The organism is Acinetobacter sp. MF4642, assembly GCF_002018925.1.
GTDB lineage: Bacteria > Pseudomonadota > Gammaproteobacteria > Pseudomonadales > Moraxellaceae > Acinetobacter > Acinetobacter johnsonii.
Map to the genome: position 1 here is coordinate 23,170 of NZ_MVON01000018.1, position 26,959 is coordinate 50,128.

Annotated in this window: 26 protein-coding genes; 14 read left to right on the forward strand and 12 right to left on the reverse strand. The window is 43.1% G+C overall.

Annotation, left to right across the window (positions count from 1 at the left end; translation table 11 throughout):
• The first annotated feature begins 126 nt into the window (after positions 1-126).
• From MF4642_RS10795 to MF4642_RS10810, 4 genes are all read left to right on the forward strand, one after another.
• The gene (locus tag MF4642_RS10795) at positions 127-492 is read left to right on the forward strand and encodes a DUF423 domain-containing protein (RefSeq protein WP_078426209.1); all 366 of its coding nucleotides are present in this window, start codon (positions 127-129) and stop codon (positions 490-492) included.
• A 19-nt stretch (positions 493-511) separates the two neighbouring features.
• The gene (gene thiS / locus MF4642_RS10800) at positions 512-709 is read left to right on the forward strand and encodes a sulfur carrier protein ThiS (protein ID WP_004696245.1); all 198 of its coding nucleotides are present in this window, start codon (positions 512-514) and stop codon (positions 707-709) included.
• Positions 710-721: 12 nt separating this feature from the next.
• Entirely contained in the window at positions 722-1,507 is a 786-nt protein-coding gene (locus tag MF4642_RS10805) for a thiazole synthase (RefSeq protein ID WP_078426210.1), read from the forward strand.
• Positions 1,508-1,691: 184 nt separating this feature from the next.
• A complete protein-coding gene (locus tag MF4642_RS10810) occupies positions 1,692-2,417 on the forward strand; it encodes a hypothetical protein (protein ID WP_078426240.1) in 726 nt (241 codons plus the stop codon).
• A 40-nt stretch (positions 2,418-2,457) separates the two neighbouring features.
• On the opposite strand, the gene MF4642_RS10815 is transcribed toward MF4642_RS10810, so the two are convergent.
• The 3 genes from MF4642_RS10815 to MF4642_RS10825 all read right to left on the reverse strand — a co-directional run bounded on the left by MF4642_RS10815 (position 2,458) and on the right by MF4642_RS10825 (position 4,134).
• On the reverse strand, positions 2,458-2,769 hold the full coding sequence (locus tag MF4642_RS10815; RefSeq protein WP_078426211.1) for a putative quinol monooxygenase: 312 nt from the start codon (positions 2,767-2,769) through the stop codon (positions 2,458-2,460).
• A 15-nt stretch (positions 2,770-2,784) separates the two neighbouring features.
• Entirely contained in the window at positions 2,785-3,366 is a 582-nt protein-coding gene (locus MF4642_RS10820) for an NAD(P)H-dependent oxidoreductase (RefSeq protein WP_078426212.1), read from the reverse strand.
• A 156-nt stretch (positions 3,367-3,522) separates the two neighbouring features.
• Complete coding sequence (locus tag MF4642_RS10825) at positions 3,523-4,134, reverse strand: glutathione binding-like protein (RefSeq protein WP_004696236.1); 612 nt, start codon at positions 4,132-4,134, stop codon at positions 3,523-3,525.
• Positions 4,135-4,354: 220 nt separating this feature from the next.
• Here MF4642_RS10825 and MF4642_RS10830 point away from each other — a divergent pair, with 220 nt between their 5' ends.
• Entirely contained in the window at positions 4,355-5,797 is a 1,443-nt protein-coding gene (locus MF4642_RS10830) for a SulP family inorganic anion transporter (RefSeq protein ID WP_078426213.1), read from the forward strand.
• A gap of 63 nt (positions 5,798-5,860) precedes the next feature.
• Here the strand turns inward: MF4642_RS10830 and MF4642_RS10835 are convergent, their stop codons facing one another.
• The gene (locus MF4642_RS10835; RefSeq protein ID WP_162841314.1) at positions 5,861-8,317 is read right to left on the reverse strand and encodes an ExeM/NucH family extracellular endonuclease; all 2,457 of its coding nucleotides are present in this window, start codon (positions 8,315-8,317) and stop codon (positions 5,861-5,863) included.
• Between the two features lie 192 nt (positions 8,318-8,509).
• Here MF4642_RS10835 and trmB point away from each other — a divergent pair, with 192 nt between their 5' ends.
• Positions 8,510-9,226 carry a tRNA (guanosine(46)-N7)-methyltransferase TrmB gene (gene trmB / locus MF4642_RS10840; RefSeq protein ID WP_005400603.1) on the forward strand — a complete coding sequence of 239 codons (717 nt, stop codon included), beginning with the start codon at positions 8,510-8,512 and terminating at the stop codon, positions 9,224-9,226.
• A 53-nt stretch (positions 9,227-9,279) separates the two neighbouring features.
• On the opposite strand, the gene MF4642_RS10845 is transcribed toward trmB, so the two are convergent.
• The 7 genes from MF4642_RS10845 to MF4642_RS10875 form a co-directional block, all read right to left on the reverse strand.
• The gene (locus MF4642_RS10845; protein ID WP_078426215.1) at positions 9,280-10,065 is read right to left on the reverse strand and encodes a fatty acid desaturase; all 786 of its coding nucleotides are present in this window, start codon (positions 10,063-10,065) and stop codon (positions 9,280-9,282) included.
• Positions 10,066-10,192: 127 nt separating this feature from the next.
• Positions 10,193-10,966 (reverse strand): Rossmann-like and DUF2520 domain-containing protein, encoded by a 774-nt coding sequence (locus MF4642_RS10850; protein WP_078426216.1) that lies wholly within the window; start codon positions 10,964-10,966, stop codon positions 10,193-10,195.
• Between the two features lie 212 nt (positions 10,967-11,178).
• A complete protein-coding gene (locus MF4642_RS10855; RefSeq protein ID WP_078426217.1) occupies positions 11,179-11,976 on the reverse strand; it encodes a thioesterase family protein in 798 nt (265 codons plus the stop codon).
• Positions 11,977-12,029: 53 nt separating this feature from the next.
• A complete protein-coding gene (locus tag MF4642_RS10860) occupies positions 12,030-12,704 on the reverse strand; it encodes a class I SAM-dependent methyltransferase (protein WP_078426218.1) in 675 nt (224 codons plus the stop codon).
• A gap of 70 nt (positions 12,705-12,774) precedes the next feature.
• Positions 12,775-13,767 carry a biotin synthase BioB gene (gene bioB / locus MF4642_RS10865; protein ID WP_078426219.1) on the reverse strand — a complete coding sequence of 331 codons (993 nt, stop codon included), beginning with the start codon at positions 13,765-13,767 and terminating at the stop codon, positions 12,775-12,777.
• Positions 13,768-13,841: 74 nt separating this feature from the next.
• Complete coding sequence (locus MF4642_RS10870) at positions 13,842-15,530, reverse strand: AMP-binding protein (protein ID WP_078426220.1); 1,689 nt, start codon at positions 15,528-15,530, stop codon at positions 13,842-13,844.
• A gap of 100 nt (positions 15,531-15,630) precedes the next feature.
• Positions 15,631-16,257 (reverse strand): TetR/AcrR family transcriptional regulator, encoded by a 627-nt coding sequence (locus tag MF4642_RS10875; protein WP_004982268.1) that lies wholly within the window; start codon positions 16,255-16,257, stop codon positions 15,631-15,633.
• Between the two features lie 148 nt (positions 16,258-16,405).
• On the opposite strand from MF4642_RS10875, the gene MF4642_RS10880 reads away from it, so the two are divergent.
• The 8 genes from MF4642_RS10880 (at position 16,406) to MF4642_RS10915 (ending at position 25,840) form a co-directional block, all read left to right on the forward strand.
• Positions 16,406-17,578: an isovaleryl-CoA dehydrogenase gene (locus MF4642_RS10880; protein WP_078426221.1), complete on the forward strand. Its 1,173-nt coding sequence runs from the start codon at positions 16,406-16,408 to the stop codon at positions 17,576-17,578.
• A 36-nt stretch (positions 17,579-17,614) separates the two neighbouring features.
• Entirely contained in the window at positions 17,615-19,216 is a 1,602-nt protein-coding gene (locus MF4642_RS10885) for a carboxyl transferase domain-containing protein (RefSeq protein WP_078426222.1), read from the forward strand.
• Positions 19,217-19,226: 10 nt separating this feature from the next.
• Positions 19,227-20,021 (forward strand): enoyl-CoA hydratase/isomerase family protein, encoded by a 795-nt coding sequence (locus MF4642_RS10890; protein WP_078426223.1) that lies wholly within the window; start codon positions 19,227-19,229, stop codon positions 20,019-20,021.
• Between the two features lie 20 nt (positions 20,022-20,041).
• Positions 20,042-22,033, forward strand: a complete 1,992-nt coding sequence (locus MF4642_RS10895; RefSeq protein ID WP_078426224.1) for an acetyl/propionyl/methylcrotonyl-CoA carboxylase subunit alpha — start codon at positions 20,042-20,044, stop codon at positions 22,031-22,033.
• Positions 22,030-22,932, forward strand: a complete 903-nt coding sequence (locus tag MF4642_RS10900; protein WP_078426225.1) for a hydroxymethylglutaryl-CoA lyase — start codon at positions 22,030-22,032, stop codon at positions 22,930-22,932. Before MF4642_RS10895 ends, MF4642_RS10900 begins: the two co-directional genes overlap by 4 nt.
• A gap of 26 nt (positions 22,933-22,958) precedes the next feature.
• Positions 22,959-23,663, forward strand: coding sequence for a CoA transferase subunit A (locus MF4642_RS10905; protein ID WP_078426226.1), 705 nt, complete (start codon positions 22,959-22,961; stop codon positions 23,661-23,663).
• Positions 23,664-23,666: 3 nt separating this feature from the next.
• Positions 23,667-24,296, forward strand: a complete 630-nt coding sequence (locus tag MF4642_RS10910; RefSeq protein WP_078426227.1) for a CoA transferase subunit B — start codon at positions 23,667-23,669, stop codon at positions 24,294-24,296.
• Positions 24,297-24,430: 134 nt separating this feature from the next.
• A complete protein-coding gene (locus tag MF4642_RS10915; RefSeq protein ID WP_078426228.1) occupies positions 24,431-25,840 on the forward strand; it encodes a short-chain fatty acid transporter in 1,410 nt (469 codons plus the stop codon).
• Positions 25,841-25,930: 90 nt separating this feature from the next.
• On the opposite strand, the gene MF4642_RS10920 is transcribed toward MF4642_RS10915, so the two are convergent.
• Positions 25,931-26,953, reverse strand: coding sequence for a DUF1311 domain-containing protein (locus MF4642_RS10920; protein WP_413772807.1), 1,023 nt, complete (start codon positions 26,951-26,953; stop codon positions 25,931-25,933).
• Positions 26,954-26,959: the final 6 nt, after the last annotated feature.

Consider the following 26,959-nt stretch of genomic DNA (forward strand, 5'->3'; position numbering starts at 1 on the left):
GATACCAATACAGAAAAGGGCGAAATGCCCTTTTCTTTTTACCAATAAATGAGGCTTTTTGTCTTTTAACCTTTCTTCAAAATATGCTACTTTGTTGCGCACAGTGATATAAGTAAAGCATTGCATATGTGGATTGCGATTTCAGCGCTGAATTTAGCGTTTGCCGTTATATTAGGTGCCTTTGGCGCACATGGTCTCAAAGCACGTGCTACTGAAGCCCAATTGGCTTGGTGGCAAACTGCAACTGATTACTTTTTTTACCATGCGCTTGGTTTATTGGCGCTCGGCATTTTGGCCAAAGTCCTTCCCAAGCTTCCCATCAAAATCAGCTTTATACTGATTCAAGTCGGCATCTTCTTTTTCTGTGGTTCCCTCTATGTCATGGCATTGGGCTTACCGCGTGGCCTAGGTGCGATTACCCCGATTGGTGGGGCATTGATGATTGCAGGTTGGTTGGTTCTGGCATGGAATGCCATGAAATATGCCAAGTAAACAACTAGAGATGAGCACCATGCAAATTTATTTAAACGGCGAACTACAGCACACCGAATGTAAAAACCTGCTTGAACTGGTGCAAACCTTTGCACTTGAAGGCAAACGTTTTGCTGTTGAGCAAAACGAAAACATTATTAGTAAAAGTAAATTGGAACACACTCCAATTTGTGCAATGGATCGAATTGAAATTATTCATGCCGTCGGTGGCGGTTAATACGGAGTTCACATGCAAGACAGCCCTCTCATCATTGGTTCTAGATCATTTCAATCTCGTCTACTGGTGGGCACAGGTAAATATAAAGACCTGCAAGAAACCGATTTGGCCATTCAAGCCAGTGGCGCAGAAATCGTGACGGTTGCGATTCGTCGCGTCAATATTGGTCAACACCCCGGCCAACCAAACTTATTGTCCGTGGTCCCACCTGAAAAATACACCATTCTCCCGAATACAGCAGGCTGCTTTGATGCCAATAGTGCCGTGCGTACCTGTATGTTGGCGCGTGAATTATTAGACGGTCATAACTTGGTGAAGCTTGAAGTATTGGGCGATGAAAAAACGCTATATCCAAACATTACCGAAACATTGAAAGCGGCACGTACCTTGATTGACGATGGTTTTGAAATCATGGTCTATACCTCGGATGACCCAATTGTGGCGCAAGAACTTGAAAGCATGGGCTGCGTTGCCATCATGCCTTTAGGCAGTTTGATTGGTTCTGGTCTAGGAATTTTGAATCCACACACGATTTCTATTATTAAAGAAAATGCCAAAGTGCCAGTATTGGTGGATGCTGGTGTGGGAACGGCAAGCGATGCAGCCATTGCCATGGAACTCGGCTGTGATGGCGTGTTGATGAATACCGCGATTGCTGCCGCTCAGCAGCCAATTTTAATGGCTTCTGCTATGAAAAAAGCAGTTGAAGCGGGTCGAGAAGCATTTCTCGCAGGCCGTATGCCTCGCAAACGTATGGCCAACGCAAGCTCACCAGAAACAGGTTATTTCTTTAAATAATCTCTTAATCTGTTTTAAGCGATAAAAAGGATTCTTCGGAGTCCTTTTTTATTTATTTCAACACTAGGACAACACTTTATGATGACCTAGGTTGTAGGGACATTTCGCCACACGCTTTGATACACTCAACCATCTTTATTTATTAACATCGATAACCATATAAAAATGAGAGGAAACGATGCCCATGCAAAAATGGATCAGACCAACACTCATACTCAACACCCTATTTTTCATAACACTCACAAGCAATGCTTGGGCCAAAGCAGAGGCAAAACCGACTCTCAAAACGAGCTACCAATCTTTTGTGGCAACAAACTGGAAGGTTTTAGAAAAAGTCCAAGGCGATTTAAACCAAGATGGTCAAGCGGATATTGCCCTGATTATTGAAGACACCAATCCTGAACATTTCGTTAAAAATGATCGCTTAGGGAGTGATGTCCTCAATATCAATGAACGAAAGCTTTTGGTTTTATTGAAGCAAACACATGGTTATCAACTTGCGGCGACTAATACTACTTTGCCGACAGAAGGTGACATAGAGTCCCCTTGCCTCGCTGATCCACTCGGTGAGACTGAAGCGTTAAGCATTCAAAAAGGTGTGCTCAAGGTTCATCTGCACTACTGGTTAAGCTGTGGTTCGTGGTATGTGACCAATCACACGTATACCTTTCGATACCAAGACCGCACATTTAAACTGATTGGTTATGATGTCAACGATTTCCACCGTGCATCAGGCGACATCACGGCGCGAAGTATCAACTTTATGACAGGTAAAGTAAAAAATACGACAGGTGAAAATGAGTTTGCTGAAACAACACAACCTGTCAAAGTTCAATGGACAACACTCAAACAGCGCTACGCATTGAAACTCGAACAGGTTCAGTTCAATGAGCTACTGGAGTTTAAATAAACAGAGCAAAGAAAAGCGCTGTCAAACTCATATGCATCACTTATTGCGCTTCTAAAATACGAATTTGCACATGAGCAACTGCACCTTCGGTTGCTTGAGCATGTTGCTGCATATTGACACTGTGCATATGGGTTTCTAAATGCTGCATGCTTTCCCATTTTTCATACATCATGATTGAAAACGGTACTTTGGTTTGTAATGGACTCTCAACAGCAGGATGGTCGATATGCACATCATAGAGATGGCAACCGGGCTCTTGTAATACTTGCTCACGGATGTTGTTGAATGAATCAAGAACCGTTGTAAAATCTTGCTCTGAATGACAAATAATTTCAGCAATGACAGTTAACATGGTCACTTCTCCCGATTAAGCAAAAACTTGCGTCAAATGGTCACGGTACTGTGCCATATAGGCTTCAACGTCAGGTGCTTTAATCACATCATTGACAATAAACGTCGGTAAGGTTTGCATCCCTAAAAATTGATTGGCTTTGTGAAAAGGTAAATAAACCCCGTCGACCCCAACCCCATGGAAAAATTGTTCAGCATCATTAAATGCATCCATCGGTGCATTCCATGTCAATGACAGCATATAGTTTTTATCGTGAATCAGACCACCTGAACCATATTTTTTTGAAGCATCTGCACGTGAGCGACCATCATTGGCATACAGACTACCGTGCCCTTCGGTAAAGACATCATCGATATACTTTTTCACAGTCCATGGTGCACCCATCCACCAACCCGGCATTTGGTAAATCACGGTGTCTGCCCACAGAAATTTCTCCACTTCAACTTTTGCATCATATTCGCTGTCGGCGCGTGTCACTTGAACCTGATGCCCTAGGCCTGACAAGACCTCTTGCGCAAGTTCAGTTAGGGTATCGTTTAACTGACCATTCGAATGTGCAAAAGTTTTTGCGCCGTTAATTAATAAAATATTTTTCATGGGAAGAGCCTAAAAACCAAAATCTATGCAGGCACTATAAAGACTCTGTTCTGCGCTAAAAAGTAGTGAATCTGCAAAATATTGTTGACTAAATATCAATAATAAACTTTAAAGTATAAAAAAAGCGCCTTTCGGCGCTTCTTCAAAGCATCAAAATTAAGGAATTAGACCTTCATCTCGCATTGCAATTTGTACTGACTGACGTTCAGCCACTTTATTACGGATAAAGATAATATTTTTATACGGTGATAAATCATGTTCGATGCCATTTGACCAATTGGTGAGGACGAATAAATACGCATCTGCGGGGCCAAAATTATCATCGACCAAATAGTCATGATCCGACTCACCAATTTGTTTATCCATATAGCTGAGTAAACGATCAATCTCTGCATAGGCTTTTTCTTTGGCAGCTGCATCTAATGGCGCACCGAAGAAAACAGCATAAGCATCGTGCAATTCAGAATTTAAATAACCTAACCATTCTAAAACTTTGGCACGCCCCAAACCCGATGGCGGAATAAGATCTTGTTTTGGATCATGTTGTGCTAAAAATGGCAAAATGGCTACATTTTCAGTCAGAATCAAACCTGGATTAATCTCTAAAGCGGGTACATATCCTTTTGGATTAATTTCGTAATAATCAGCACCTTTTTCTGTTTTATGTGTTTTTAAATCTACTCGGACTAAATCAAAGTCAACATTAATTTCATTGAGGATAATGTGCGCCGCAAGTGAGCACGCACCCGGTGCATAATAAAGCTTCATATCTGATCCTTGTTATAACTCTATTCTCTGTTTTAAATGGCTTCTAACAAACTTTCAAGTGATCAAAACCTGTAAATTGCAAAAAAGCGTAAACGAAAAATCATTCGTTCGCCTATTGAATATTGTCTAATTCACATTTTTTTTCAAGTACAACAACACTGCAATTTGCAACAGAGTTGTTTTAACATAGCGCCCTTGTCCCTAAAAATGAATTTGATCTGTGATTAGCCTTAAAAAAGATGAATGGTTTTCTAACATTCGTACCGATGTTCTTGCTGGTTTAGTGGTAGGACTTGCTCTAATTCCCGAATCTATTGCTTTTTCAGCAATTGCAGGTGTCGACCCTCAAGTTGGACTGTATGCCTCCTTTTGTATCGCAGTGAGCATTGCTTTTTTTGGCGGCCGTCCAGCCATGATTTCAGCAGCAACAGGCGCGATGGCACTACTCATGATCACGCTAGTCAAAGAGCATGGCCTACAGTATTTACTGGCGGCAACCATTCTCACTGGCGTCATTCAAATCATTGCAGGTTATTTTAAAGTCGCTAAACTGATGCGTTTTGTGTCGCAGTCGGTGGTATATGGCTTTTTAAATGCACTGGCGATTTTAATCTTCGTGGCGCAACTTCCAGAACTCAGCCAAATGAATTACAGGGGCTATGTATTTGTCGCACTTGGCCTCGCTGTAATTTATCTGTTTCCTTATCTGCCTAAAGTGGGGAAAAGCATTCCCTCACCGCTTATTTGTATTCTCGTCCTGACCGCTTTGGCGCTGTTTTTAGGCACAGATATGCGTATGGTCAGTGATTTAGGTCATTTCCCCGATACTTTACCTATTTTTCTACTGCCTGATATTCCACTGAACTTTGAAACGCTGCAAATTGTCTTCCCTTACGCCATCACATTAGCGACCGTCGGTTTGCTTGAAAGCATGATGACCACCACAGTAGTGAATGAAGTCACAGGTACTGAAGGTGACCGTCATCAAGAATGTCGCGGACAAGGTATGGCCAATATTGTGAGCGGTTTTATGGGCGGTATGGCAGGTTGTGCCATGATTGGACAGTCTGTAATTAATGTCAGCTCTGGGGCACGTACTCGGCTTTCAACCTTAGTGGCTGGTGTGTTTTTACTGTGTTTGGTGGTGTTTTTTAAAGACTGGCTGTCTTATATTCCAATGGCAGCTTTGGTTGCCATTATGATCATGGTGGCATTTACAACCTTTCAATGGGACTCGGTTAAAAACATCGCTAAACACCCGCTACAAAGTAATGTAGTGATGTTGAGTGTGGTGATCATTGTCTTAGCCACACATAATCTTGCTTTGGGTGTCTTTGTCGGAGTTTTACTGTCCGCATTATTTTTCATCAACAAACTAGAAAGTACGGTTCATGTTCAGTCTGAACTGCATAACCATACTCGTCGCTATGTGGTGAGTGGTCAAATTTTCTTTAGCAGCTCAGAGAAATTCTTTCAGTTTTTTGACTTTAACGAACACATTCAGAAGGTTGAAATTGAACTCAGCCATGCTCATATTTGGGATATGACTTCAGTCCAAATGTTAAATGCGGTAGTTGAAAAGTTTGAAGCCCACGGTGTAGTGGTCGAGGTGTTAGGCTTAAATGAAGCCAGCAGCACCCTCATTGACCGTATCAGCTCATAAAAGGTTTCAAATCATAAACAAAATAAAAGGGCGATGACGCCCTTTTATTGTCAATAAAGCGGATTAAGACTGATGCTTACGGCGTCTTAGACTGCCATACAAGGCCAAACCAATTAATCCTAATGCAGACCACAACCCTGTACTTCCCGCACTGGTTTTATCCTCATCATTAACCACTGCATCGTTTAAGTCTAAATCCACAATCACAGGGTCATGGTCAGAAGAGCGGTAAGCATCGTCCGCATAGAATGCAGCAATTTGCTCCTCCGTTTTATATTCTTCGTTATAGTCTAGTGCCGTCGGTTCATCTGCATTGATATGCCAAGCAAATGCTTTTTTCACCAAAGGATAAAGTGCTGCATCAGCAATCGCATGGTCTAAATTGCCTGCACCACCATAACCTTGGGTATTACTGGCTACGCCGAAAACATAGCTATAAGCTGCTTTCCCCTGACCAATTTTTTCATCATTCAACAGTACTTTATAGTTGGCTTGTTCAAGCGCCAAAATTGGATCTTCTTTGGCATAACTGTTCATATCCCCCAACAGTAAGACATTCGGTTTACTTACCTGTGTTGGATTTTTCGCGACCCATTGCATTAACGCTTGTACCGCTTTAACGCGGGTTGGATTCCAGCAACCTTGACCGTCGCCCTGATCTGCCTCTATCGAGGTTTTATCATCTGGACAGCTACCTTTAGACTTCAAATGGTTGGGAATAACTGTAAAAGTCTTCCCGCCCGATAAGGCTTGAAAGGTCTGCGCCATCGTGACTCGGTTTTTCTGACTCTGGTCATCAAAGACCGCTGCTTCATTGATTGGTTTGACCCGCTTAGCATTATAAATAATGGCAACAGCAATCGCATCGGTTCCAAGTTTGTCAGCATTCGGAGGCGTTACATATTTCCAATCGCTCCCTAGCGCTTGAGCTAAATATGCAACTGCGCTACGCTCGCCATAACCATTGTTGGCAATTTCCATCAGACCATAAACATCTGCATCAATCGCTTTTAATGCACTAACAATTTTCTGATGTTGTTTTTTAAACTCAGCCTCAGAACTTGCACCACGTTCCGTCGGAAAACCTTGTACCAAACCATTGTCATAATTCAGTACGTTAAATGCTGCAACACGGACTTGCTGTGTAGCCTTTGCGGGAACGCTTGCACGTGGGTTTGTCGCGTCTAAGACTTGTGGCGCTGTTGCCCCAAGCACAGGTTGAATTCGCCATTGGTTATAGCGGTATTCTAAAATGCCTTGTACATTTTGCAGTTGTGCACCTGTACGTAGGGTGTTTTTAGCACTAAAGGTCGTTGGCAACCACGGCGTTCTGTTCTGATTATTATAACCATCATCCAAAATGAGTTTAGACCGTAAATTTTGCTGTGCCAGTGCTTTGGCTTCGGTTGAATGAGCAGGATATAGATTGGTTGGGATATATAAACGCGCGGGGCTTAAAGCCAACTGACCATAACGCCCATAGTCATAGTTTTCACTGACCGTTAAGGTTTGAGGAATATTGACCAACATGCCTTGATAGCGTTTTGGTGCATGGCCTGACATTTCAGTCAAATTATCAAAGGGCAAATTGATCGCCATTGGCTTAACCCAATCACTTGCCGAAGGATTACATACGTTTATATCGCTGCTTAAATCTTGAAGCTGTAATTGGTTTTGATAGGTTTTCAGTTTGCCTTTGAAAATGACTTCCTGCCCGACTTGCCCACCGGTCACGCGACTTGAAGAGGGAACATAGACAAACACCGCATTACTGGTATTTGCAGTAGCCTGAGCATCTGGAGTTTGGACAAAGAAACCTGAAAAACCATTGTTATAACGATAATCAGCCGTGATTACGCCTTTCACCACATACTCCACATCTTGCGCGGCACTTTGCAATGCTGCAATTGGGGTAGCTGTCGTACTACAGCTCACGGTGGTCAATGGTGGTACCACTGTATTTCCAGCAAGATAACTGGAAAAAGCATCTCGATCTGACCATTTTTCCCATGCCGATGCCAAATCAAACGGCGCGGTAACGTCTATCCCCGTACTAGAAACATTATTACTTAATAGTATGCGTTTAAAACTATTCGCTGTTGCAACACTACCCCATCCAGTGCTTGGTCTTTCGCCCACTGTACCAAAGCGGTCAATCGCAATACCATTATGATAAAGCACCAAAGCATCATCACCATTGAAAGCTAAGTTCGCCTGCTGTTGCACCGCATCGCCTAGAGCTTCTTTTAAAGCAGAATGCCCGACCAAATAATGCCCCTTTGCCGCCAATTGACCTGTCAAACTCACTGTCAAATTTGCACTGGTCTCGCCATTTGCGTATTGCTTGATCTGATATTCTGCCAAGTTGACTGTCGTCGGATCTGGATTATAAATTTCCAATCCTTTCTTATTTTTGCTTCCATCTACATACTGACTAAACAATAGCTGTGCATACGCAGGAAAGGAACAACCCGCCAAAATCAGGCTCAGGCTTAATATCTGTGGCTTAAAATTTTTCATCATTTTTTATCAATTGGTTAAATCAGATGGCAGGTTAATTTTTATTCGTTACATCATGATTAATAAATGATGACAATTTCTAGGCTGCGCAAACATGGTGGTGCTGAATTTAATAAATTCTGAGTAAAAAATTTGACTTGTCCTGCTCAGGACTTACAATACCGCTTTCGAATTTCTACATCTGCCAAAATTATGACGAATGATCAATTAGACCAGCAAGTCGTCGAGCTAGACAACTTAAATGAACACCGCGAAATTGTGACATTTATGCGTCGTTCATCTCCGCTGAACACCTCGCAACGCACTGCGCTTGAACAATATGGTCACATGATTTTGGAATATCCTGTAGGTGACCTACGTCAGCAGTTTGAACATCCAGAGCGTCCGCTCACGGTTGAAATCGGCTTTGGTATGGGACGTTCATTGGTCTTGATGGCGCAGGCCAACCCTGAACGTAACTATGTCGGGATTGAAGTGCATGTTCCGGGGATTGCGCAATGTGTGTATGAAGCTGGAATTGCAGGTTTAACCAATCTTCGTCTTTTAGATGCAGATGCCATTCAAGTATTACGTGAAATGCCAGATAACAGCATCAACGCTGTGCAACTGTACTTCCCAGACCCATGGCAGAAAAAACGCCACTTCAAACGTCGTTTCGTGTCACATGACCGTATGCCACTGGTTGAGCAAAAGTTGGAAATGGGTGGCACATTCCACGCAGCAACTGACTGGGAGCCGTATGCAGAGTGGATGATTGATGTACTCGATAACCGTCCAAATCTTGAAAATATGGCAGGCAAAGGCAACAGCTACCCACGTCCAGACTGGCGTCCACAAACTAAATTTGAACGTCGTGGACTCGAAGAAGGTCATAAGATCAACGACTTCTTATTTAAGAAAATTAAATAAATTTTAGATCTCATAAAAATAGGGCCTAGAGCCCTATTTTTATGTCCGATGTTTTAAAACACATGCCGAATTTCAACCGTTGGATCATGTTCATCCAAACGTTTTGCCAAAATATGTAAACGTCGTGTCGGCACTGCGGGAAACAAATGATGCTCCACATGATAAAACATGTTGTAGGTCACGATCCGTTTAAACTCATTACGCACAGTACGCGCCAGATACACATGATCTTCCGTATCATGATGCACCGTCCATACCGCAAAAAAAGCCGTCATACATTGCCCAATCAACATAGCACTGACATGGTATTTTAAAATACTGATATCCAAGACCACAAAAACCAAAAACAATACAATGACGTTGGCAACCAGTTCAGCAGACATCCATTTTTTCTGGGTTTTAGTCCCAACCTCAAAGGCTTTTTTATGCAAGATCCATGGAAAAACGGGGCCAAAAAGCAAAGCTTGCCACCACCTCATGCTTGCACTTTTCGCTTCAATATCTTCCTCCTGCATACAATGCTGATGGTGACGCAGGTGATTAATTTGTACAGCATGCATCGAACCGAGCATGACGATGCTCAAAACAAACATGACCCAATGAGTCGCAGGGCGGCTAATACCTAAGGCAAAATGAAAAGCGTTATGCACTTGTCTAAGCCCAGTTAAGAAAAACATAAACGAGCAAAACAGCGCCAAGACATACCACTGTAAACTTGCAAAAATGAAAGAGACAATCAACCACGGTAAAGAAATAAATAATTCACTGATCACATCGCTACGGCCTAACTGAACGAGATCTTTCCACTGCACTTGTTCTAATAATGAATGTGAACGCATACGCCCTCTATTTGTTTGTATTTATTTTAAGCAATACTGTACCGAATCTTAGGACATAAAAAAAGCCACGTTTTCAGTGGCTTTGCTTGTTCTTTGTGGCTTGCATCATCGTTTCTTATTTTAAATGTTAACTGTGACGTTGACTGATTTGCTGACTCATTAAGGCATACACTTCAGCAAGATCCGCTCGTTGAGCTTGCGCAAGCATCTGTTGATGCATTTGTAGAATATTCTGATCCTGACGCATCGCAGGGCCAGTTTGCATCTGCTTCGGGTCATTCTGTGTGGCTTTCTGCGCGGTTTCTAAAATCAAGGGGTATAACAGACTAAAATCGACCTGCTCTGCATCCACCACTTGTTTCGCCATGTCATAACAATAATTACTAAAATTACAAGCAAAGACAGCCGCTAAATGCAAACTTAGACGCTGCGCAGAGCTGTAGCTATACACGCGTTGGCTCAGGCTTTCTGCCAGTGTATGTAGTCTTTGAAGATCCGTATTTTCGGTGGCTTCTACAAACAGCAGTGTATTTGACCAATCAATTTCACGTTCTAAGCTAAAGGTCTGTAAGGGATAAAAAACCCCTGCACGTGCATGTTTCGTCGCCAAAACTGAAAGCGCTGTACTCCCCGAAGTATGTACAATCAACACATTCGGCAGATATTCAGTCAATGCCGAAATCACACTCGGAATAGACTGATCACTTACTGCAATCATCACCAAATCCACATCAGTATTTAACTGCTTAAAATGACTGACCGCCTTTGCATGTACGACTTGCGCTAAATCCGCAGCTTTGTCGAAGCTTCGGTTATGAATATTGACGATTTCATGCTGAGACATCAGGGCTTTAGCCAAATGATGAGCCACCCGCCCCGCTCCAATTAAACTGATCCGCATCTTCATTTCACTATTTTAAAGTGCCTACAGCATGCCAATAAAAAAAGGATGAAGCAATTCATCCTTTTTTATTAAATTGACACTGGCCCACGGCTTTGTTGCATAAATATGTAAGCATCTGATTTAAATAAATTTAATTTTGGATCAAAAAATAATCAAAACTTTTAAAATCATATAGTTATGAAATCTTTGTGCAACAAAGCCCTGGCCCACTAAAACTTACGAAGAGTCAAAATCTGTTCACTACGACCAAATGGCCCTTGCTCATCGTGCAAAACTGCACTGGTTAAACCGATACCATCATCACCATATTGCTGCGTCGCTTCCAAACCTAACCATTTCCCTTGGGGTAAACGGTATAAATGCAGTTGTAGATCTAAATTGGGAAAGCCCCATCCAGATGCTGGATTTTGACGTGGTACAATACCGTTGGCTGTATCCACCATACCCAATAAGCGCACAAAACTTGATGTTTTCTGAGCTTCCACCATGTCCAAATCATTATGTAACCAGACAATGCCTTTACCAGCACGGTGCCCTTCTGCCGCACGTGTCTCAATACTCTGGATATAACCACCCGGCCAACATTTCATCCCATCCCATACTGGCAAAGTTTCAGGATGTATAATTGATTGATCTTCTAGCCCTGCAATTGCACTGGTATCTTGTTTCATCATTTTCCAAGCACGGGCCACAATACAAGTCTTCCCGTTTGCCTGCATTTCCGCCTCGATCAGTTCAATGGTTTTTCCAGCACGAATGACACGGGTATGCACCGTAAACTCACCAAAAGCGATCAGTCCAAAAATATCTAAACTCACGCGTCCAATGCGCATCTCATCACGTGGTTGAAACTGCTCTAACTCCGCACACAAAACCCCTGTTGCAGATGCCATGTGCTGTTCATGCGGATTCCATGCGCCTTGTGCATGAATATTGGAAAGATAAGACGCCGTACAGCTCCCATCACTGTGCTGTTCACGACTTAAAAGTTGATAATAGGCTGCCATGTGTATTCCTTCATTTTTATCTTTAAAATGTATCTTTTCACTGCCATTGGTTTTTATTTTTGTGCAAAAAAACCATAATAATTCAACAGTTGACTATAAGTTCGTACTTCATGAAATCCAACTTTAGTCAGAAGCTCTTGCATCTGGCTGGCCGAGACTAAATAAAAGTCTTGTTGCAGGCGCTCAATCATTTTTTCACTCTGTCCCACCGTCAAACCATTGCTCTGACATAAGGTTTGTAAAACCTTGAGTTCAGTGTCATCACTAGAACGCATCAGGTCATAGCTGAGCAAAATGGCTTGCGTTTTAAGACAGCGTAAAATGTCGGCAAAGAAGAATGACTTTGCTTCAAGTGGTATAAAATGCGCCACCAATATGGCTAAAGCGGCATCAAACTGTACACTTTCCTGTAATGCCGTCGTATCGCCATGCACAAAGCGAACCCGTGTTAAATCACCATGGGTCGTGTTCAATAACTGCTGCGCTTTTTCAATCATGGTCAAAGATGGGTCAACCGCGGTAAAACTCCACGTTAGATGCTGCGCCAACAAATATGAAAGCTCATAACCTGTACCACACCCCACAATCAATACATGCGCATGTTCTGGTAGATGTGTTTTTAAAATGGCTTGAATTTGCAGATGAACCAACTCATAACCTGGAATGAGCTTACGAATATGTTGATCATAACCATCCACTACAGTTTGACTCTGAAAGTCTTTCGCCATTTTATTGTTCACTCATCTGCTTTTATTCATCGCCCTAAATCTACACATTCATGACCGCATGTTCTAGCACTTAAGCCACAGCCATAGCATCGACTGTTAACTCAGCAAGTTGCGATTTGGCTTTTTCTGCATGTAGACCCAGTTTTTGAAAGAGTTGTTGATCCTTGCCTTGTGCCGTATTTGGCGTAGTCAGCAATTTTTCACCAGAAAACAATGAATTTGCACCGGCCATAAAAGCCAAAGCTTGATCGGCATCGGACAACGATTCACGTCCCGCGGACAGACGAATATAGCTTTTCGGCATAATGATGCGCGCTACCGCAATAGTGCGAATCCACTCAGTCACATCTAACTTGTCAACTTCTGCCAAAGGCGTACCTTGCATTGGAACCAGCATGTTGATCGGCACAGATTCGGGATGTATCGGTAAAGTCGCCAATTCAAACAATAAGCCAATTCTATCTTTGGTCTCTTCACCTAGGCCAACAATCCCGCCACTACACACTTTTAAGCCTGCCTCTCGGACATGACTTAAGGTATCTAGACGGTCATCAAAACTACGGGTACTAATCACATTAGGATAGTACTCACGCGACGTGTCTAAGTTATGGTTGTAATAATCGAGTCCTGCACCTTTTAAACGTTCGGCTTGTGAAGCATTCAACATGCCTAAAGTCATACAAGTTTCTAAACCCAGTGCTTTCACTTCACGTACCATATCCAAGACATAAGGCATATCGCGCTCATGTGGATTTCGCCATGCCGCGCCCATACAAAACCGTGTAGAACCAGAGGCCTTCGCCTGCTGTGCTTCACTAATGACCTTTTCAACCGCAATTCTTTTTTCAGCTTCGAGCTTTGAGTCATAACGCGCAGACTGTGAACAGTATTTGCAGTCTTCAGGGCATTTGCCTGTTTTGATCGATAGTAAAGTACTGACTTGAATCGCATTCGCTTCAAAGTACTGACGATGAATTTTCTGTGCTTGAAAGACCAAATCTAAAAAAGGCTGTTGGTAGAGTGCTTGTATTTCAGCGCGAGTCCAATCATTTCTCAGGTGCATATGCTATTCCTTTTGCTTTTCACTTCGGACTTTCCTTTGGCTTCAACCCAGCAAAAGAAAGTCCGTCTTCAACCTTATGCGATTTCTTTCAAATCCAGTTCATTACGCATAAATTCCTGCAATTTAAACTTCTGCGCTTTGCCCGAAGCCGTCATTGGGAACTCATTAAAAAACCGTACATAACGCGGAACTTTATTGTGTGAAATGTGTTCCGCACAGTACTGACGGATCGACTCTTCAGTAATTTCATGATGCTCATGTAAAATAATACATGCGCACAACTCTTCACCATAACGTGCATCTGGCAGACCAATGACTTGGACATCGCTGACATCAGGATGGGTATATAAAAAGTCTTCGATTTCTTTCGGGAATAAGTTTTCCCCGCCACGAATGACGACATCCTTAATCCGGCCTTTAATTTTCACAAAACCAGCTTCATCCATTTCTGCGATGTCACCTGTATGCATCCAGCGTGCCGAATCAATCACTTCTTGTGATTTTTCATGGTCTTCCCAATACCCCAACATCACCGAATAGCCGCGAACACACAGTTCACCCAACTGACCACGTGGTACGACTTTGCCTTGTTCATCTACAATTTTAATTTCAAGATGTGGATGGACGCGCCCCACGGTTCCGACCCTTTGTTCAACTGAATCCGAGGTTGAACTTTGTGCACTGACAGGTGCCGTTTCAGTCATACCATAGCAAATGGTAATTTCGGACATATGCATCCGATCAATAACACGTTGCATAATTTCACGTGGACAAGGACTGCCCGCCATAATGCCTGTACGTAAACTGGAAAGATCAAAATCATCGAACTGTTCATGCTCTAAAATAGCAATGAACATGGTCGGTACACCGTATGCAGCCGTACATTTTTCCTGCTGAATGGCTTTTAACGTTTCTAAAGGATTGAACACCGCCGATGGATAGACCATGGTTGAACCATGCGTAATACAGGCCAAATTACCCATCACCATACCGAAACAGTGAAAGAGCGGTACAGAAATACAGACTCGATCGGCAGGACTTAAATGAATGGCTTCACCAACAAAATAACCATTATTTAGAATATTATTATGTGTCAGCATTGTGCCTTTCGGGTTACCTGTGGTGCCCGAAGTAAACTGGATATTGATGGTTTCATCAAACTGCGATTCGCTTGCAACAAGCTCTAATTGATTGAGCTGTCTCTTGCTGGGGGGAGTAAGCAAATCACTAAAACGATGTAAACCCGTATGTTCTTCTTCATCAATTTTAATAATATATTTCAAATGTGGCAGTCGTTCTGCCTTTAACACTTTATTTTCAGCACCTTTAATTTCAGGTGCAATTTTCATTAAAATATCTTGATAATTCGTGCTTTTAAATTGTGATGCAATGACCAAGCCCTTACAAGAAACTTTATTTAACACATATTCGAGCTCATTACTTTTATAAGCAGGATTCAAGTTGACTAAAATGATGCCCGCTTTAAACGCAGCAAACTGGGTAATCGTCCATTCCACACAGTTCGGTGACCAAATCGCAAGTCGATCGCCTTTTTTCAAGCCCAGTTTTAGTAAACTACAGGCAAACGCATTGACCTGAGTTTGCAATTCCTTATACGTGAGTCTGACATTTTGATGCAGGCTGACAACAGCATCTTGTTCCGCATACTGCTGACAAGCCTGATCAAATTTCTCACCAATCGTCATGCCTAATAGGGGCTGACTGCTCGTTCCATAGGCATAACTTAACCGTTCTTGTGTCATCGAATCGATCTCCTTGATTCATTGTAATCTTGTTATTCAACTTTAATTGTTCTATGACTACTTCCCTTCAAACACCAAGCCTTTGTGTTCACACCTGCTACTATTTTTCCTCCTGAACCTGAACTGCATTGACACAAAATTCGGCAATTTGTTTCACAAAGTAGTCTTTATAGTTTTGATCAAACATCACATTTCGAGATGGATTTAAGGGCTCAATCACCACAAAGGTCATGGCGCCGACCACACAAAGTGCTGCGGTATTTAAATCTTCAAATCCAAACTCACCGTTAATTTTCCCTGCGGCCAGTATTTCTTTGATGCTCTGTTTAATCAGCTGTTTACTGCGAAAACGTTCATGTTCTAACTCAGCATCGACTGGTTCAAACATGAGTGAATACGCTAGTTGGGGGCTATTCATGGCACGTTTCACAAACGTGGTTACCGCCTTGTCCAATTTCTGTTTTGACGAGAGCTCACTTTCAGCAATGTGATTTAAAATTTTCACCTCATGCTGAATGGCCTCAGACAAAACCTCAATTAACACTTGGCTTTTGTTATCGAAGTATCGATACACCAAACCACTCGAAACACCCGCGCGTTCAGCAATTGCTTGAATTTGCGCGTCTTTAATCCCCCCTTGAGCAATAAGTTCACGAGCAGATTGCAAAATCGCTTCCCGATTTTGTTCCATTCGTTCTTGCATCAACGATGATCTTTTATAACTCATAATTCTATTCTCAACCAGATAAAATGAATTGTAAATCAATTTGTGAATTTTAGTTCACTTTTTTAAAAATTCGATGTATTGTAAAAATCAAGCACAACAAAAATGCTTTATCAGGAACAATAAATACACTCATAGGACGAATGAAGAAATGACCCTACAAAGCTTAAATTTTGGTTTAGATGAAACACTCATTGCACTGCGTGATTCCGTTGCGGCTTTTTGTGCCAAGGAAATTACTCCTATTGCGCAACAAGTCGATCAGAACAACGAATTTCCAGCTCAGTTGTGGAAAAAATTTGGCGATATGGGCTTACTCGGTCTGACCGTCAGTGAAGAATATGGCGGTACAGGCCTAGGTTATTTGGCACATATCATTGCCATGCAAGAAATCTCACGTGCTTCAGCTTCGATTGGTCTTTCTTATGGTGCACATTCTAACCTATGTGTGAATCAAATTAACCGAAATGGTAGCGAGGAACAAAAACAACGTTATTTACCAAAGCTAATTTCAGGTGAGTATGTCGGAGCACTTGCCATGTCTGAACCAAACGCAGGCTCAGACGTAGTCAGCATGAAGCTCAAAGCTGAAGATTGTGACGATCACTTTCTGTTAAATGGCTCAAAAATGTGGATCACCAATGGTGGTGATGCTGATGTGCTTGTGGTGTATGCCAAAACTGATCTGCATGCAGGCGCTAAAGGCATGACAGCCTTCCTTGTAGAAAAAGGCATGGAAGGTTTTAGCCACGGCACACATTTAGACAAGTTAGGTATGCGCGGTTCGAACACTTACCCTCTGTTCTTTGACAACCTGAAAGTGCCAAAAGAAAACGTAATGGGCGGTGTTGGAAACGGCACGAAAGTACTTATGAGTGGTTTGGACTATGAGCGTGCGGTTTTAAGTGCAGGTCCTTTAGGCATTATGGATGCCTGCATGGACACCGTGATTCCCTATATCCATGACCGTAAACAATTCGGCCAAGCGCTCGGTGAGTTCCAGTTGATGCAAGGCAAAATTGCCGATATGTATTCGACTTGGTTGGCGTGTAAAGCGTTGGTTTATGCCGTGGGTGCTGAATGCGATAAGGCTGACCATAACCGTAGTCTACGTAAAGATGCAGCCAGTGCAATTTTATATGCTGCGGAAAAAGCTACATGGATGGCAGGTGAAACCATTCAGACCTTAGGTGGAAATGGTTATATCAATGAATTTTCTGCAGGCCGTCTATGGCGCGATGCAAAACTCTATGAAATTGGCGCGGGAACTTCTGAAATTCGCCGTATGTTGATTGGCCGTGAACTGTTTAATGAAACAGCTTAACCCTCCACAACAATAAAAATGACCAGGATGTTCGTGATGAATCAATTACATAGCAAGATCAATATTCGAAGTGAAGACTTCAAAACCAACCAAACCGCGATGCAAAGCTTGGTCGATGACTTAAAGCAAAAAGCAGAACAAATTGCTTTAGGTGGCGGTGAAGCGGCGCGACAAAAACATTTGGCACGCGGAAAACTGTTAGCACGTGATCGTATTGATCAGTTAATTGATGCAGGCACGGCATTCCTTGAAATTGGTCAGTTGGCAGCACAAAACGTCTATGCAGACGATGTGCCTGCGGCTGGTGTCGTTGCTGGTGTAGGTCAGGTCAATGGTGTGACCTGCATGATTGTCGCCAACGATGCGACAGTGAAAGGCGGCACGTACTACCCATTGACGGTGAAAAAACACTTACGTGCTCAAGAAATTGCGGAGCAAAACCATCTGCCATGTATTTATTTGGTTGACTCAGGTGGTGCATATTTACCGATGCAGGATGAAGTTTTCCCTGACCGTGATCACTTTGGACGTATTTTCTATAATCAAGCACGCATGTCGAGCATGGGGATTGCCCAAATTGCGGTGGTAATGGGCAGCTGTACGGCTGGCGGTGCATACGTACCTGCCATGTCTGATGAAACCATTATTGTGCGTAATCAAGGGACGATTTTCTTAGGTGGCCCACCGCTGGTGAAAGCAGCAACAGGTGAAGTGGTCAGCAGTGAAGACTTAGGCGGTGGTGATGTCCATACTCGCCTGTCTGGTGTAGCGGATCATTTAGCTGAGAACGACGAACATGCAATTGCCATTGCTCGTAACATTGTAGCGAACCTGAATAAAACACCACATACACGTGCAACAGAGATTGAAGAACCATTATTTGATGCATCAGAACTGTATGGTGTTGTGCCAAGTGATGCACGTAAACCATTCGATATTCGTGAAGTGATTGCCCGTATTGTCGATGGTTCACGTTTTGATGAATTCAAAGCTCGCTTTGGCACCACCTTAGTCACAGGTTTTGCCAAAATCTATGGCATGCCCGTTGGCATTATTGCCAACAACGGTATTTTATTTTCAGAGTCTGCACAAAAAGGGGCTCACTTTATTGAGCTCTGTACGCAGCGCAATATTCCCCTACTGTTCCTCCAAAACATCACTGGCTTTATGGTTGGCCGCCAATACGAAAATGAAGGCATTGCCAAAAATGGCGCTAAACTGGTCATGGCTGTTGCAACCGCAAATGTCCCGAAACTTACCCTCGTGATTGGTGGTTCATTTGGTGCAGGCAACTACGGTATGTGTGGTCGTGCCTATTCTCCACGCTTCATGTGGACATGGCCCAACTCGCGTATTTCGGTCATGGGTGGTGAACAAGCGGCAAGTGTATTGTCGACCTTAAAGCGTGATCAAATCGAAAAACGTGGCGAGTCTTGGTCTGCGGCAGAAGAAGATGATTTTAAACAACCCTTCCGCGATCAGTTTGAACGTCAAGGCCATCCATATTATGCATCGGCGCGTTTGTGGGATGACGGTGTGATTGACCCTGCACAAAGCCGTCAGGTGCTCGGTTTAAGTTTAGCCGCAGCTTTAAATGCACCCATTCAACCGACCAAATTCGGCGTGTTCCGCATGTAGGAGATGAGCGATGAGCTTTCAATATTTACAACTCGAACAACGCGACCAAGTGGCAACGGTATGGATTAATCGTGCAGAAATGCATAATGCCTTCAATACTCAAGTGATTGAAGAACTGCACCACTGCTTTAGCGAACTCAACACGCGTGATGATGTTCGTGTCGTGATTTTAGCTGGTCGTGGCAAAAGCTTCTCAGCGGGCGCTGACCTGAACTGGATGAAAGAAGCAGGACAAGCATCACAGGCTGAAAATGAAGCCGATGCATTGAAACTAGCGAAAATGCTACAAAGTTTAGCGACATTAAAACAACCGACCATCGCCCGCGTACAAGGCATTGCTTTTGGTGGTGGGATGGGACTGGCTTCTGCCTGCGATATTTGTGTCGCAAGCAGCGATGCTAAGTTTGCAACCTCTGAAGTGCGCTTAGGTTTAGCCCCTTCAACCATTAGTCCTTATGTGATTCGTGCGATTGGTGCACGTCAAGCTTCACGCTACTTTTTAACCGCAGAACGTATTTCTGCGGAACAAGCCCTACACATTGGTCTGGCGCATGTGGTGGCCGATGCTGAACAGTTAGATGAAAAAGTCACAGAAATAGTCGATGTCTTACTTTTGGGTGGGCCAGAAGCACAAACTGCTTCAAAACAACTTATCCAAATGGTCTATCAGCAAGTGTTAACCGAAGCATTGTTGTTGCAAACTGCACAACATATTGCCCATGTACGCCAAGGATCAGAGGCGAAAAATGGCTTAAATGCTTTTTTAAATAAACACAGTCCTGTCTGGATCAAAACAACGGCATAACAACAAGAAAGGATATCGATATGTTTAATAAAATCTTAATTGCAAACCGTGGTGAAATTGCTTGTCGTGTGATCCGAACTGCAAAAAAAATGGGCATTGCCACCGTTGCAGTCTATTCAGATGCTGACGCTCAAGCACAGCACGTGCAACAAGCCGACGAAGCCATTTATATCGGCGAATCCCCTGCTGCACAAAGCTATCTACAAATTGAACGTATTATCCAAGCTGCCTTAGATACAGGCGCAGAAGCCATTCATCCAGGTTATGGCTTTCTATCTGAAAATGACCAATTTGCCAATGCTTGCCAAAAAAACAACATTGTCTTTATTGGTCCACCTGTAGATGCCATTTTAGCCATGGGCCTGAAAGCCACTTCTAAATCCTTAATGGAGAAAGCAGGCGTACCGCTGACGCCGGGCTACCATGGCACCAACCAAGATCCTGATTTTTTAAAACAACAAGCCGATGCCATTGGCTACCCTGTGCTGATTAAAGCCAGTGCTGGCGGTGGTGGTAAAGGCATGCGTTTAGTTGATCGCGGCGAAGACTTTTTAAGCCATTTGGCTTCATGTAAAAGTGAGGCGCGTTCAAGCTTTGGCAATGATGATGTACTGGTTGAACGCTATGTAGTACAACCGCGCCATATTGAAGTGCAAGTTTTTGGTGATACACATGGTAACTATGTGCACCTCTTTGAACGCGATTGTTCGGTACAACGTCGCCATCAAAAAGTATTAGAAGAAGCACCTGCACCCAAAATGGCAGAGCCAAAACTCGAAGCCATGCGCCAAGCCGCTATTGATGCAGCACGTGCAGTGGATTATGTCGGTGCAGGTACTGTTGAATTTATTGTGGAGCAAGACGGCACAGCGTATTTCATGGAAATGAATACTCGCCTGCAAGTTGAGCATCCTGTAACAGAGATGATTACAGGGCAGGATTTGGTGGAATGGCAACTACGTGTCGCTTTTGGTGAACCACTGCCTAAACAACAACACGAGCTCAGTATTCATGGTCATGCGCTGGAAGCACGTGTCTATGCTGAAGAACCTGAAAAAGGTTTCTTACCTGCAATTGGTAAAATCCACTACCTGCACTACCCTCAGCAAAATGAACATGTCCGCGTAGACAGTGGCATTGTTGAAGGGGATGAAATCACGACCTTTTACGACCCAATGATTGCCAAATTAATTGTTTGGGCAAAGAATCGTGAAGCCGCACTCACCCAAATGCACCATGCACTGAGTCAATTCCATGTCGATGGCTTGGGCAATAACATTGCATTCTTAGACCGTTTGGTCCGTTCAGAGTCTTTTAAAACCGCCAATCTAGACACCAACTTAATTCAACGTGAAGAAGCGTTTTTATTGCAACATAATGAAACAGCCTCTTCAGAGCTCATCATTACGGCAGCATTGATTGAACTCTTGTCCCGTTTTGCCAGCAATAAAACAGATGCAAATCCTGTATGGCAAGCCGAGTCTCTATGGCGTTTAAATATTAATGCCAGCTATGCCATTAAACTTGCACTAAACGATGAAGAACATAAAGTCTATTTCAGCCCAGCGGCAAAAGGCTTTACAGCGAAGTACAATCGACATAGCGTTTTCATTCAAGGTGAATTATTAGAGGCACATTTAGCTAAAATTGAATGTGCAACAAGCAAAAAGACCTATGCTTATAGTTCAAATGCACAGGGCCTAACCTTGTATGCAGACGGTCAAAGCTATAAATTTGCACATATTCAGCCTAACTTTAATACGGAAGATGATGCTTCTGATGCCAACAACTTAAAAGCACCAATGCCAGGTGTGATCACACAAGTCTTGGTACAAAACAACAGCGCAGTGAAAAAAGATGATGTCCTCCTCACGCTTGAAGCGATGAAAATTGAATATTCAATTCGTGCTCCACATGATGGCATTGTCTCTGCAGCTTACTTCCAAGTCGGTGATCAGGTCAAAGCAGGCGATGAATTGGTTGAGTTTTCAAGCTTGGAAGGTGCCGTATGAATGAATTTGTCAGAATTGTCGAAGTCGGGCCGCGAGATGGTTTGCAAAATGAAAAGATACCGCTCACCTTGGATGACCGTCGTAAACTGATTATAGATTTAATGCAGACGGGACTCAGTGCCATTGAAGTGGGCTCTTGTGTCTCTGCAAAGTGGGTTCCACAAATGGCACAAAGTGACGAACTCTTTGCCAGCTTACCCAAAGATCCGAATATCAATTTTAGTTTACTGACCCCGAACTTGAAAGGATTTGAGTCTGCTTTGGCAGTCGGCTGTCAGGAGGTTGCAGTTTTTACCGCAGCCTCCGAAAGCTTTACCCAAAAAAACATCAATTGCTCCATTGACGAAAGCTTTGAAAAATTTGCAGACATCATGACTGCGGCGAAAGCCCATAACATCAAAGTGCGTGGTTATGTGTCTTGTGTTGTCGACTGCCCCTATGAAGGCGCAATTGCACCGAGCAAAGTTGCACACGTCAGCCAACGTTTGCTGGACATGGGCTGCTATGAAGTGTCCTTAGGTGAAACAATTGGCACGGCGACACCAGACCGCGTGAAAAAAGTCTGGCAGGCATGTTTAGCTGAAATGGATGCCATGAGTTTAGCAGGACATTTTCATAATACCTATGGCATGGCCATTGCCAATATTTACCAGTCTTTAGAACAAGGCATTCGTGTATTTGATTCGTCCATTGCAGGTTTAGGTGGCTGCCCTTATGCCAAAGGCGCATCGGGCAATGTCTCCTCAGAAGACCTTTACTACCTACTCTCCAACATGGGTTATGACACTGGGATTGATCTCGATGCACTGATGATTGCCAGCCAAAACATCAGCCAAGTACTGCAACGCACCAATCCATCTAACTATGCCAATGCCTACTGGCAAAAGCGCTGTGCCTAAGCCATTCAATTGATAACGAGAACACTATGGTCAATAAAGTTTATTCAAGTGCAAAGGATGCACTGCAAGATGTAGTTCAAGATGGTCAAACCCTAGCGGTTGGTGGCTTTGGTTTATGCGGTATTCCAGAAAGTCTAATTACAGCCTTAAAACAAACGGGCGTGAAAAACCTCACCTGTATTTCGAACAATGCAGGCGTCGATGGTTTCGGCTTAGGTCTCTTACTAGAAAGCAAACAAATCAAAAAAATGATTGCTTCTTATGTGGGTGAAAACAAAGAATTTGAACGTCAGTTCTTAAGTGGTGAGCTTGAGGTGGAGCTCACCCCTCAAGGCACGCTGGCAGAAAAACTCCGTGCTGGAGGTGCAGGTATCCCTGCCTTCTTTACCGCAACAGGCGTAGGTACGCTCATTGCCGAAGGCAAAGAAGAGCGTGAGTTTAATGGCAAACCATATATTCTAGAAAACTCGCTCACCGCAGACATTGCACTCGTGAAGGCATACAAGGCCGATACTGCAGGTAACTTAATTTTCCGTAAAACCGCACAAAACTTCAACCCAGTATGTGCGATGGCTGGAAAAGTCTGCATTGTCGAAGTTGAGGAGATTGTTGAAATTGGCGCTTTAGACCCAGACCAGATTCATCTGCCGGGTATTTATGTCAATCGCATTGTGCTAAATACAACCCCTGAAAAACGTATTGAACAACTCACATTAAAAGAGGAGGCTTAACCCATGGCTTGGTCTCGTAATGAAATGGCACAACGTGCAGCGCTTGAGCTGGAAGATGGTTTTTATGTCAATTTAGGCATTGGCTTACCCACACTGGTGGCCAACTATATTCCTGAAAACGTCAACGTCTGGTTGCAGTCTGAAAATGGATTGTTAGGTATTGGCGAGTTTCCAACAGCCGAAACAGTCGATGCCGATTTAATCAATGCTGGAAAACAAACTGTTACCGCACGTCAGGGCGCAGCATTTTTCTCTAGTGCAGATTCTTTTGCCATGATCCGTGGAGGTCATGTCAATATCGCCATTTTAGGGGCAATGGAAGTCTCACAAAATGGCGATTTGGCCAACTGGATGATTCCGGGTAAAAAAGTCAAAGGCATGGGTGGCGCGATGGATTTGGTTGCTGGAGTACAAAAAGTGGTGGTGCTCATGGAACACTCTGCAAAAGATGGTACGCCAAAAATTGTCGAGCAATGTAGTCTGCCCCTGACAGGCAAAAATGTCGTACATCGCGTGATTACTGATCTCGGTGTCATGGACATTACGCAGGAAGGTGTGAAATTAGTTGAACTGGCGAAAGATGTCAGTTTTGAAGACATTCAAAAAGTGACAGGTGTTGCTCTGATCCGCTAATTCGACATCATTTACACAATAGAAAAAATAATCCAATGCCTTTAAAGCAGCGATCCTGTTTTAAAGGCATTTCTATCAGCACGGATAGGCTGAATCAAAAATTCATACCTCATAGATAAAAATGGAATCAATGCATGGAAAACTCTCAAAATATTTTGCAACGTTTTGCACTACGTGTCAGTGATTGGTCGGAGAAATGGTTTCCAGACTCTTATATTTTTGCCCTATTGGGTGTCGTGATCGTCGCGATTGCCTCGATCAGCATTGGCGCACCTGCCAAAGATGTCGCAGTTTCCTTTGGTGATGGTTTTTGGAGTCTGATCCCTTTTACCTTACAAATGTGTATGCTGATTGTGGTTGGTTATGTGGTTTCTGTTTCAAAGCCTGTAGAGCTGCTGATTCAAAAAATGGCCCGAATTCCCCATAGTGGTCGCGGTGCAATTGTGCTTGTTGCCACGGTCAGTTTATTAATTTCGCTGATTAACTGGGCCATGAGTACGGTACTGACTGCCCTGCTGGTGATTGCGTTAGCTAAACGCAAAGAACTGAATATGGACTATCGTGCTGCCGCTGCCGCCGCGATTATTGGTATGGGAGCAACGTGGGCCTTAGGTATTAGTTCTTCTGCGGCACAACTGCAAGCCAACAAAGCCAGCCTGCCCGAATCGATTTACAATCTAACCGGTGTGATTCCCTTTACCGAAACCATTTTCTTGCCTCAGTCGATGATCATGACGGCTGTATTGATTATTGCCTCGATTGCTATTGCATTTTGGTCTGCACCCAAAGGGCAAGACATTAAAACCATTGATCAATTCCCCATCCAGTTTGAGGAAGAAACTAAGCCGACAGCAACCACAAAACGCCCAGGAGACTGGTTAGAGAACTCGCCTTTATTGAGTATCTTGATTGTGCTCTTGGGTCTAGTTTGGATGTTCAATGAGTTCAGCAAAAGTAATCCGATCTTGGCCATTTCAAGCCTAAATACCTACAACTTTATTTTCCTGATGCTGGGTATTGCACTACATGGTACGCCACGAAATTTCCTCAATGCTGTCACCAAAGCCGTGCCAGCAGTCTCAGGGGTCCTGATTCAGTTTCCGCTGTATGGCAGTATCGCCTTTATGATGACACAAGCGTTAAACAGTCATGATTTGTCGCTATCACATTATATTGCTAAGTTTTTTGTTTCGATTGCCTCCAAAGAAACCTTTGCCATTGTGATGGGCTTATATTCTGCCATTTTAGGCTTTTTCATTCCTTCTGGCGGTGGTAAGTGGATTATTGAAGCACCCTATGTCATGCAAGCTGCACATGATTTAAAAGTGCATTTAGGCTGGTCGGTGCAAATCTATAATGCTGCTGAAGCCTTGCCGAATTTAATCAACCCATTTTTTATGCTGCCCATGCTTGGCATTCTCAAATTAAAAGCCAAAGATGTGATCGGCTTTACTGTCACTCAATTGGTTTTCCATCTGCCTTTGGTGCTGTTCCTACTTTGGATTTTAGGTCGTAGCCTAACCTATATGCCTCCTACCTTCTAAACCAAGGAAGAAAACACAATCTAAATAAAAAAGGACGAATCATATTCGTCCTTTTCTCATTCTATAAAGCATATTTTCAATGTAGCCCAATTAATTAAACACATTATTTAAATACACAATGCGCTCATTGGTTTTTTGATTAAAGCACTTGGTATATTGCAATTGTTGATCTTGGGCACGTAAAGCATCATCCCAATATTGCGACTGCTTTTGATAGGTTTCTTTTTCACTATCCGTCATTTGATAGACACTTTTTTGAGAAATCACTTTACAGTCTACATCACGTTTTTCAAACCACTCCGTTTGGTCTTGTTGTAGCTGCTGTTTTTGCTCCTCAGTGAAATTATCCCAAGTTTGGTTCAGGCGTTCCACCACTTTGACTTGGTCAGCATCCAATTCCTTTTTACGAATATTCATGGCTTTCTGTGCCAGTTCCATCTGCGCAACTTCTTGCTCATTATATTGTTTGATGTTTTCTTGCTGCTCTAAATTGGCTTTTTCATAGGCCGCAAACTGCACCGCATGCTGAGTCACCAAAACCACACCATCAATCACGCCATTTTGATTGGGTACATTGAGGCTAATGCCTTCTTTATCCGTTTTAATGATGTTATAGCTAAATGCACCTTGTAGCTGATCATTGTCTAAGTTGAGTGAATATTCACCCTCTTCTAAGACATCACGCAAAGTACTTTGATAACCGTCCTCACACTCTTCGCATGGACGTGCTAAAAACGCATTTTCAGCACGTTTCTGCAACCCTTTCGGGAAAATCACCACCAACTGGCTTTCGCAGTCCAATTGCTTCGCTGTATCAGGCTTTTCTGTGGTGGTTGAAATCCCTTTAATTTCAAAGCGAATACCGTTATTAATCTGCGTTAATAATTTTTCATCGGCCTCATATTCACGGCTATCACGCAAACGGCGGTCTAGGGCTTTTAAGTATTCAGCTTTTAAATGCGCTTGAATTTGTTCGACATTGGCCGGAGCTGTACAACTCCAATCTGACATTTCTTGTGGTTCAGCAACCGTTTCTGCTTTATTCTCGGTTCGGTTACAAGCACTTAAAAATAAACTGCTCAAGATTAAACTGGCAAAAATTGTTTTCTTCATCATTGT

Excerpts from the sequence above, each read along its gene's own strand:
- MF4642_RS10855 (WP_078426217.1), bottom strand. The coding sequence starts at position 11,976 with ATGGCAGCCTATTATCAACTTTTAAGTCGTGAACAGCACAGTGATGGG.
- MF4642_RS10850 (WP_078426216.1), bottom strand. The coding sequence starts at position 10,966 with ATGCGGATCAGTTTAATTGGAGCGGGGCGGGTGGCTCATCATTTGGCT.
- MF4642_RS10815 (WP_078426211.1), bottom strand. The coding sequence starts at position 2,769 with ATGTTAACTGTCATTGCTGAAATTATTTGTCATTCAGAGCAAGATTTT.
- MF4642_RS10810 (WP_078426240.1), top strand. The coding sequence starts at position 1,692 with ATGCAAAAATGGATCAGACCAACACTCATACTCAACACCCTATTTTTC.
- MF4642_RS10905 (WP_078426226.1), top strand. The coding sequence starts at position 22,959 with ATGGTCAATAAAGTTTATTCAAGTGCAAAGGATGCACTGCAAGATGTA.
- MF4642_RS10820 (WP_078426212.1), bottom strand. The coding sequence starts at position 3,366 with ATGAAAAATATTTTATTAATTAACGGCGCAAAAACTTTTGCACATTCG.
- MF4642_RS10900 (WP_078426225.1), top strand. The coding sequence starts at position 22,030 with ATGAATGAATTTGTCAGAATTGTCGAAGTCGGGCCGCGAGATGGTTTG.
- MF4642_RS10845 (WP_078426215.1), bottom strand. The coding sequence starts at position 10,065 with ATGCGTTCACATTCATTATTAGAACAAGTGCAGTGGAAAGATCTCGTT.
- MF4642_RS10835 (WP_162841314.1), bottom strand. The coding sequence starts at position 8,317 with ATGAAAAATTTTAAGCCACAGATATTAAGCCTGAGCCTGATTTTGGCG.
- MF4642_RS10915 (WP_078426228.1), top strand. The coding sequence starts at position 24,431 with ATGGAAAACTCTCAAAATATTTTGCAACGTTTTGCACTACGTGTCAGT.
- MF4642_RS10890 (WP_078426223.1), top strand. The coding sequence starts at position 19,227 with ATGAGCTTTCAATATTTACAACTCGAACAACGCGACCAAGTGGCAACG.
- MF4642_RS10825 (WP_004696236.1), bottom strand. The coding sequence starts at position 4,134 with ATGAAGCTTTATTATGCACCGGGTGCGTGCTCACTTGCGGCGCACATT.
- thiS (WP_004696245.1), top strand. The coding sequence starts at position 512 with ATGCAAATTTATTTAAACGGCGAACTACAGCACACCGAATGTAAAAAC.
- MF4642_RS10880 (WP_078426221.1), top strand. The coding sequence starts at position 16,406 with ATGACCCTACAAAGCTTAAATTTTGGTTTAGATGAAACACTCATTGCA.
- bioB (WP_078426219.1), bottom strand. The coding sequence starts at position 13,767 with ATGCACCTGAGAAATGATTGGACTCGCGCTGAAATACAAGCACTCTAC.
- MF4642_RS10920 (WP_413772807.1), bottom strand. The coding sequence starts at position 26,953 with ATGAAGAAAACAATTTTTGCCAGTTTAATCTTGAGCAGTTTATTTTTA.
- MF4642_RS10910 (WP_078426227.1), top strand. The coding sequence starts at position 23,667 with ATGGCTTGGTCTCGTAATGAAATGGCACAACGTGCAGCGCTTGAGCTG.
- MF4642_RS10885 (WP_078426222.1), top strand. The coding sequence starts at position 17,615 with ATGAATCAATTACATAGCAAGATCAATATTCGAAGTGAAGACTTCAAA.
- trmB (WP_005400603.1), top strand. The coding sequence starts at position 8,510 with ATGACGAATGATCAATTAGACCAGCAAGTCGTCGAGCTAGACAACTTA.
- MF4642_RS10895 (WP_078426224.1), top strand. The coding sequence starts at position 20,042 with ATGTTTAATAAAATCTTAATTGCAAACCGTGGTGAAATTGCTTGTCGT.
- MF4642_RS10860 (WP_078426218.1), bottom strand. The coding sequence starts at position 12,704 with ATGGCGAAAGACTTTCAGAGTCAAACTGTAGTGGATGGTTATGATCAA.
- MF4642_RS10805 (WP_078426210.1), top strand. The coding sequence starts at position 722 with ATGCAAGACAGCCCTCTCATCATTGGTTCTAGATCATTTCAATCTCGT.
- MF4642_RS10795 (WP_078426209.1), top strand. The coding sequence starts at position 127 with ATGTGGATTGCGATTTCAGCGCTGAATTTAGCGTTTGCCGTTATATTA.
- MF4642_RS10875 (WP_004982268.1), bottom strand. The coding sequence starts at position 16,257 with ATGAGTTATAAAAGATCATCGTTGATGCAAGAACGAATGGAACAAAAT.
- MF4642_RS10870 (WP_078426220.1), bottom strand. The coding sequence starts at position 15,530 with ATGACACAAGAACGGTTAAGTTATGCCTATGGAACGAGCAGTCAGCCC.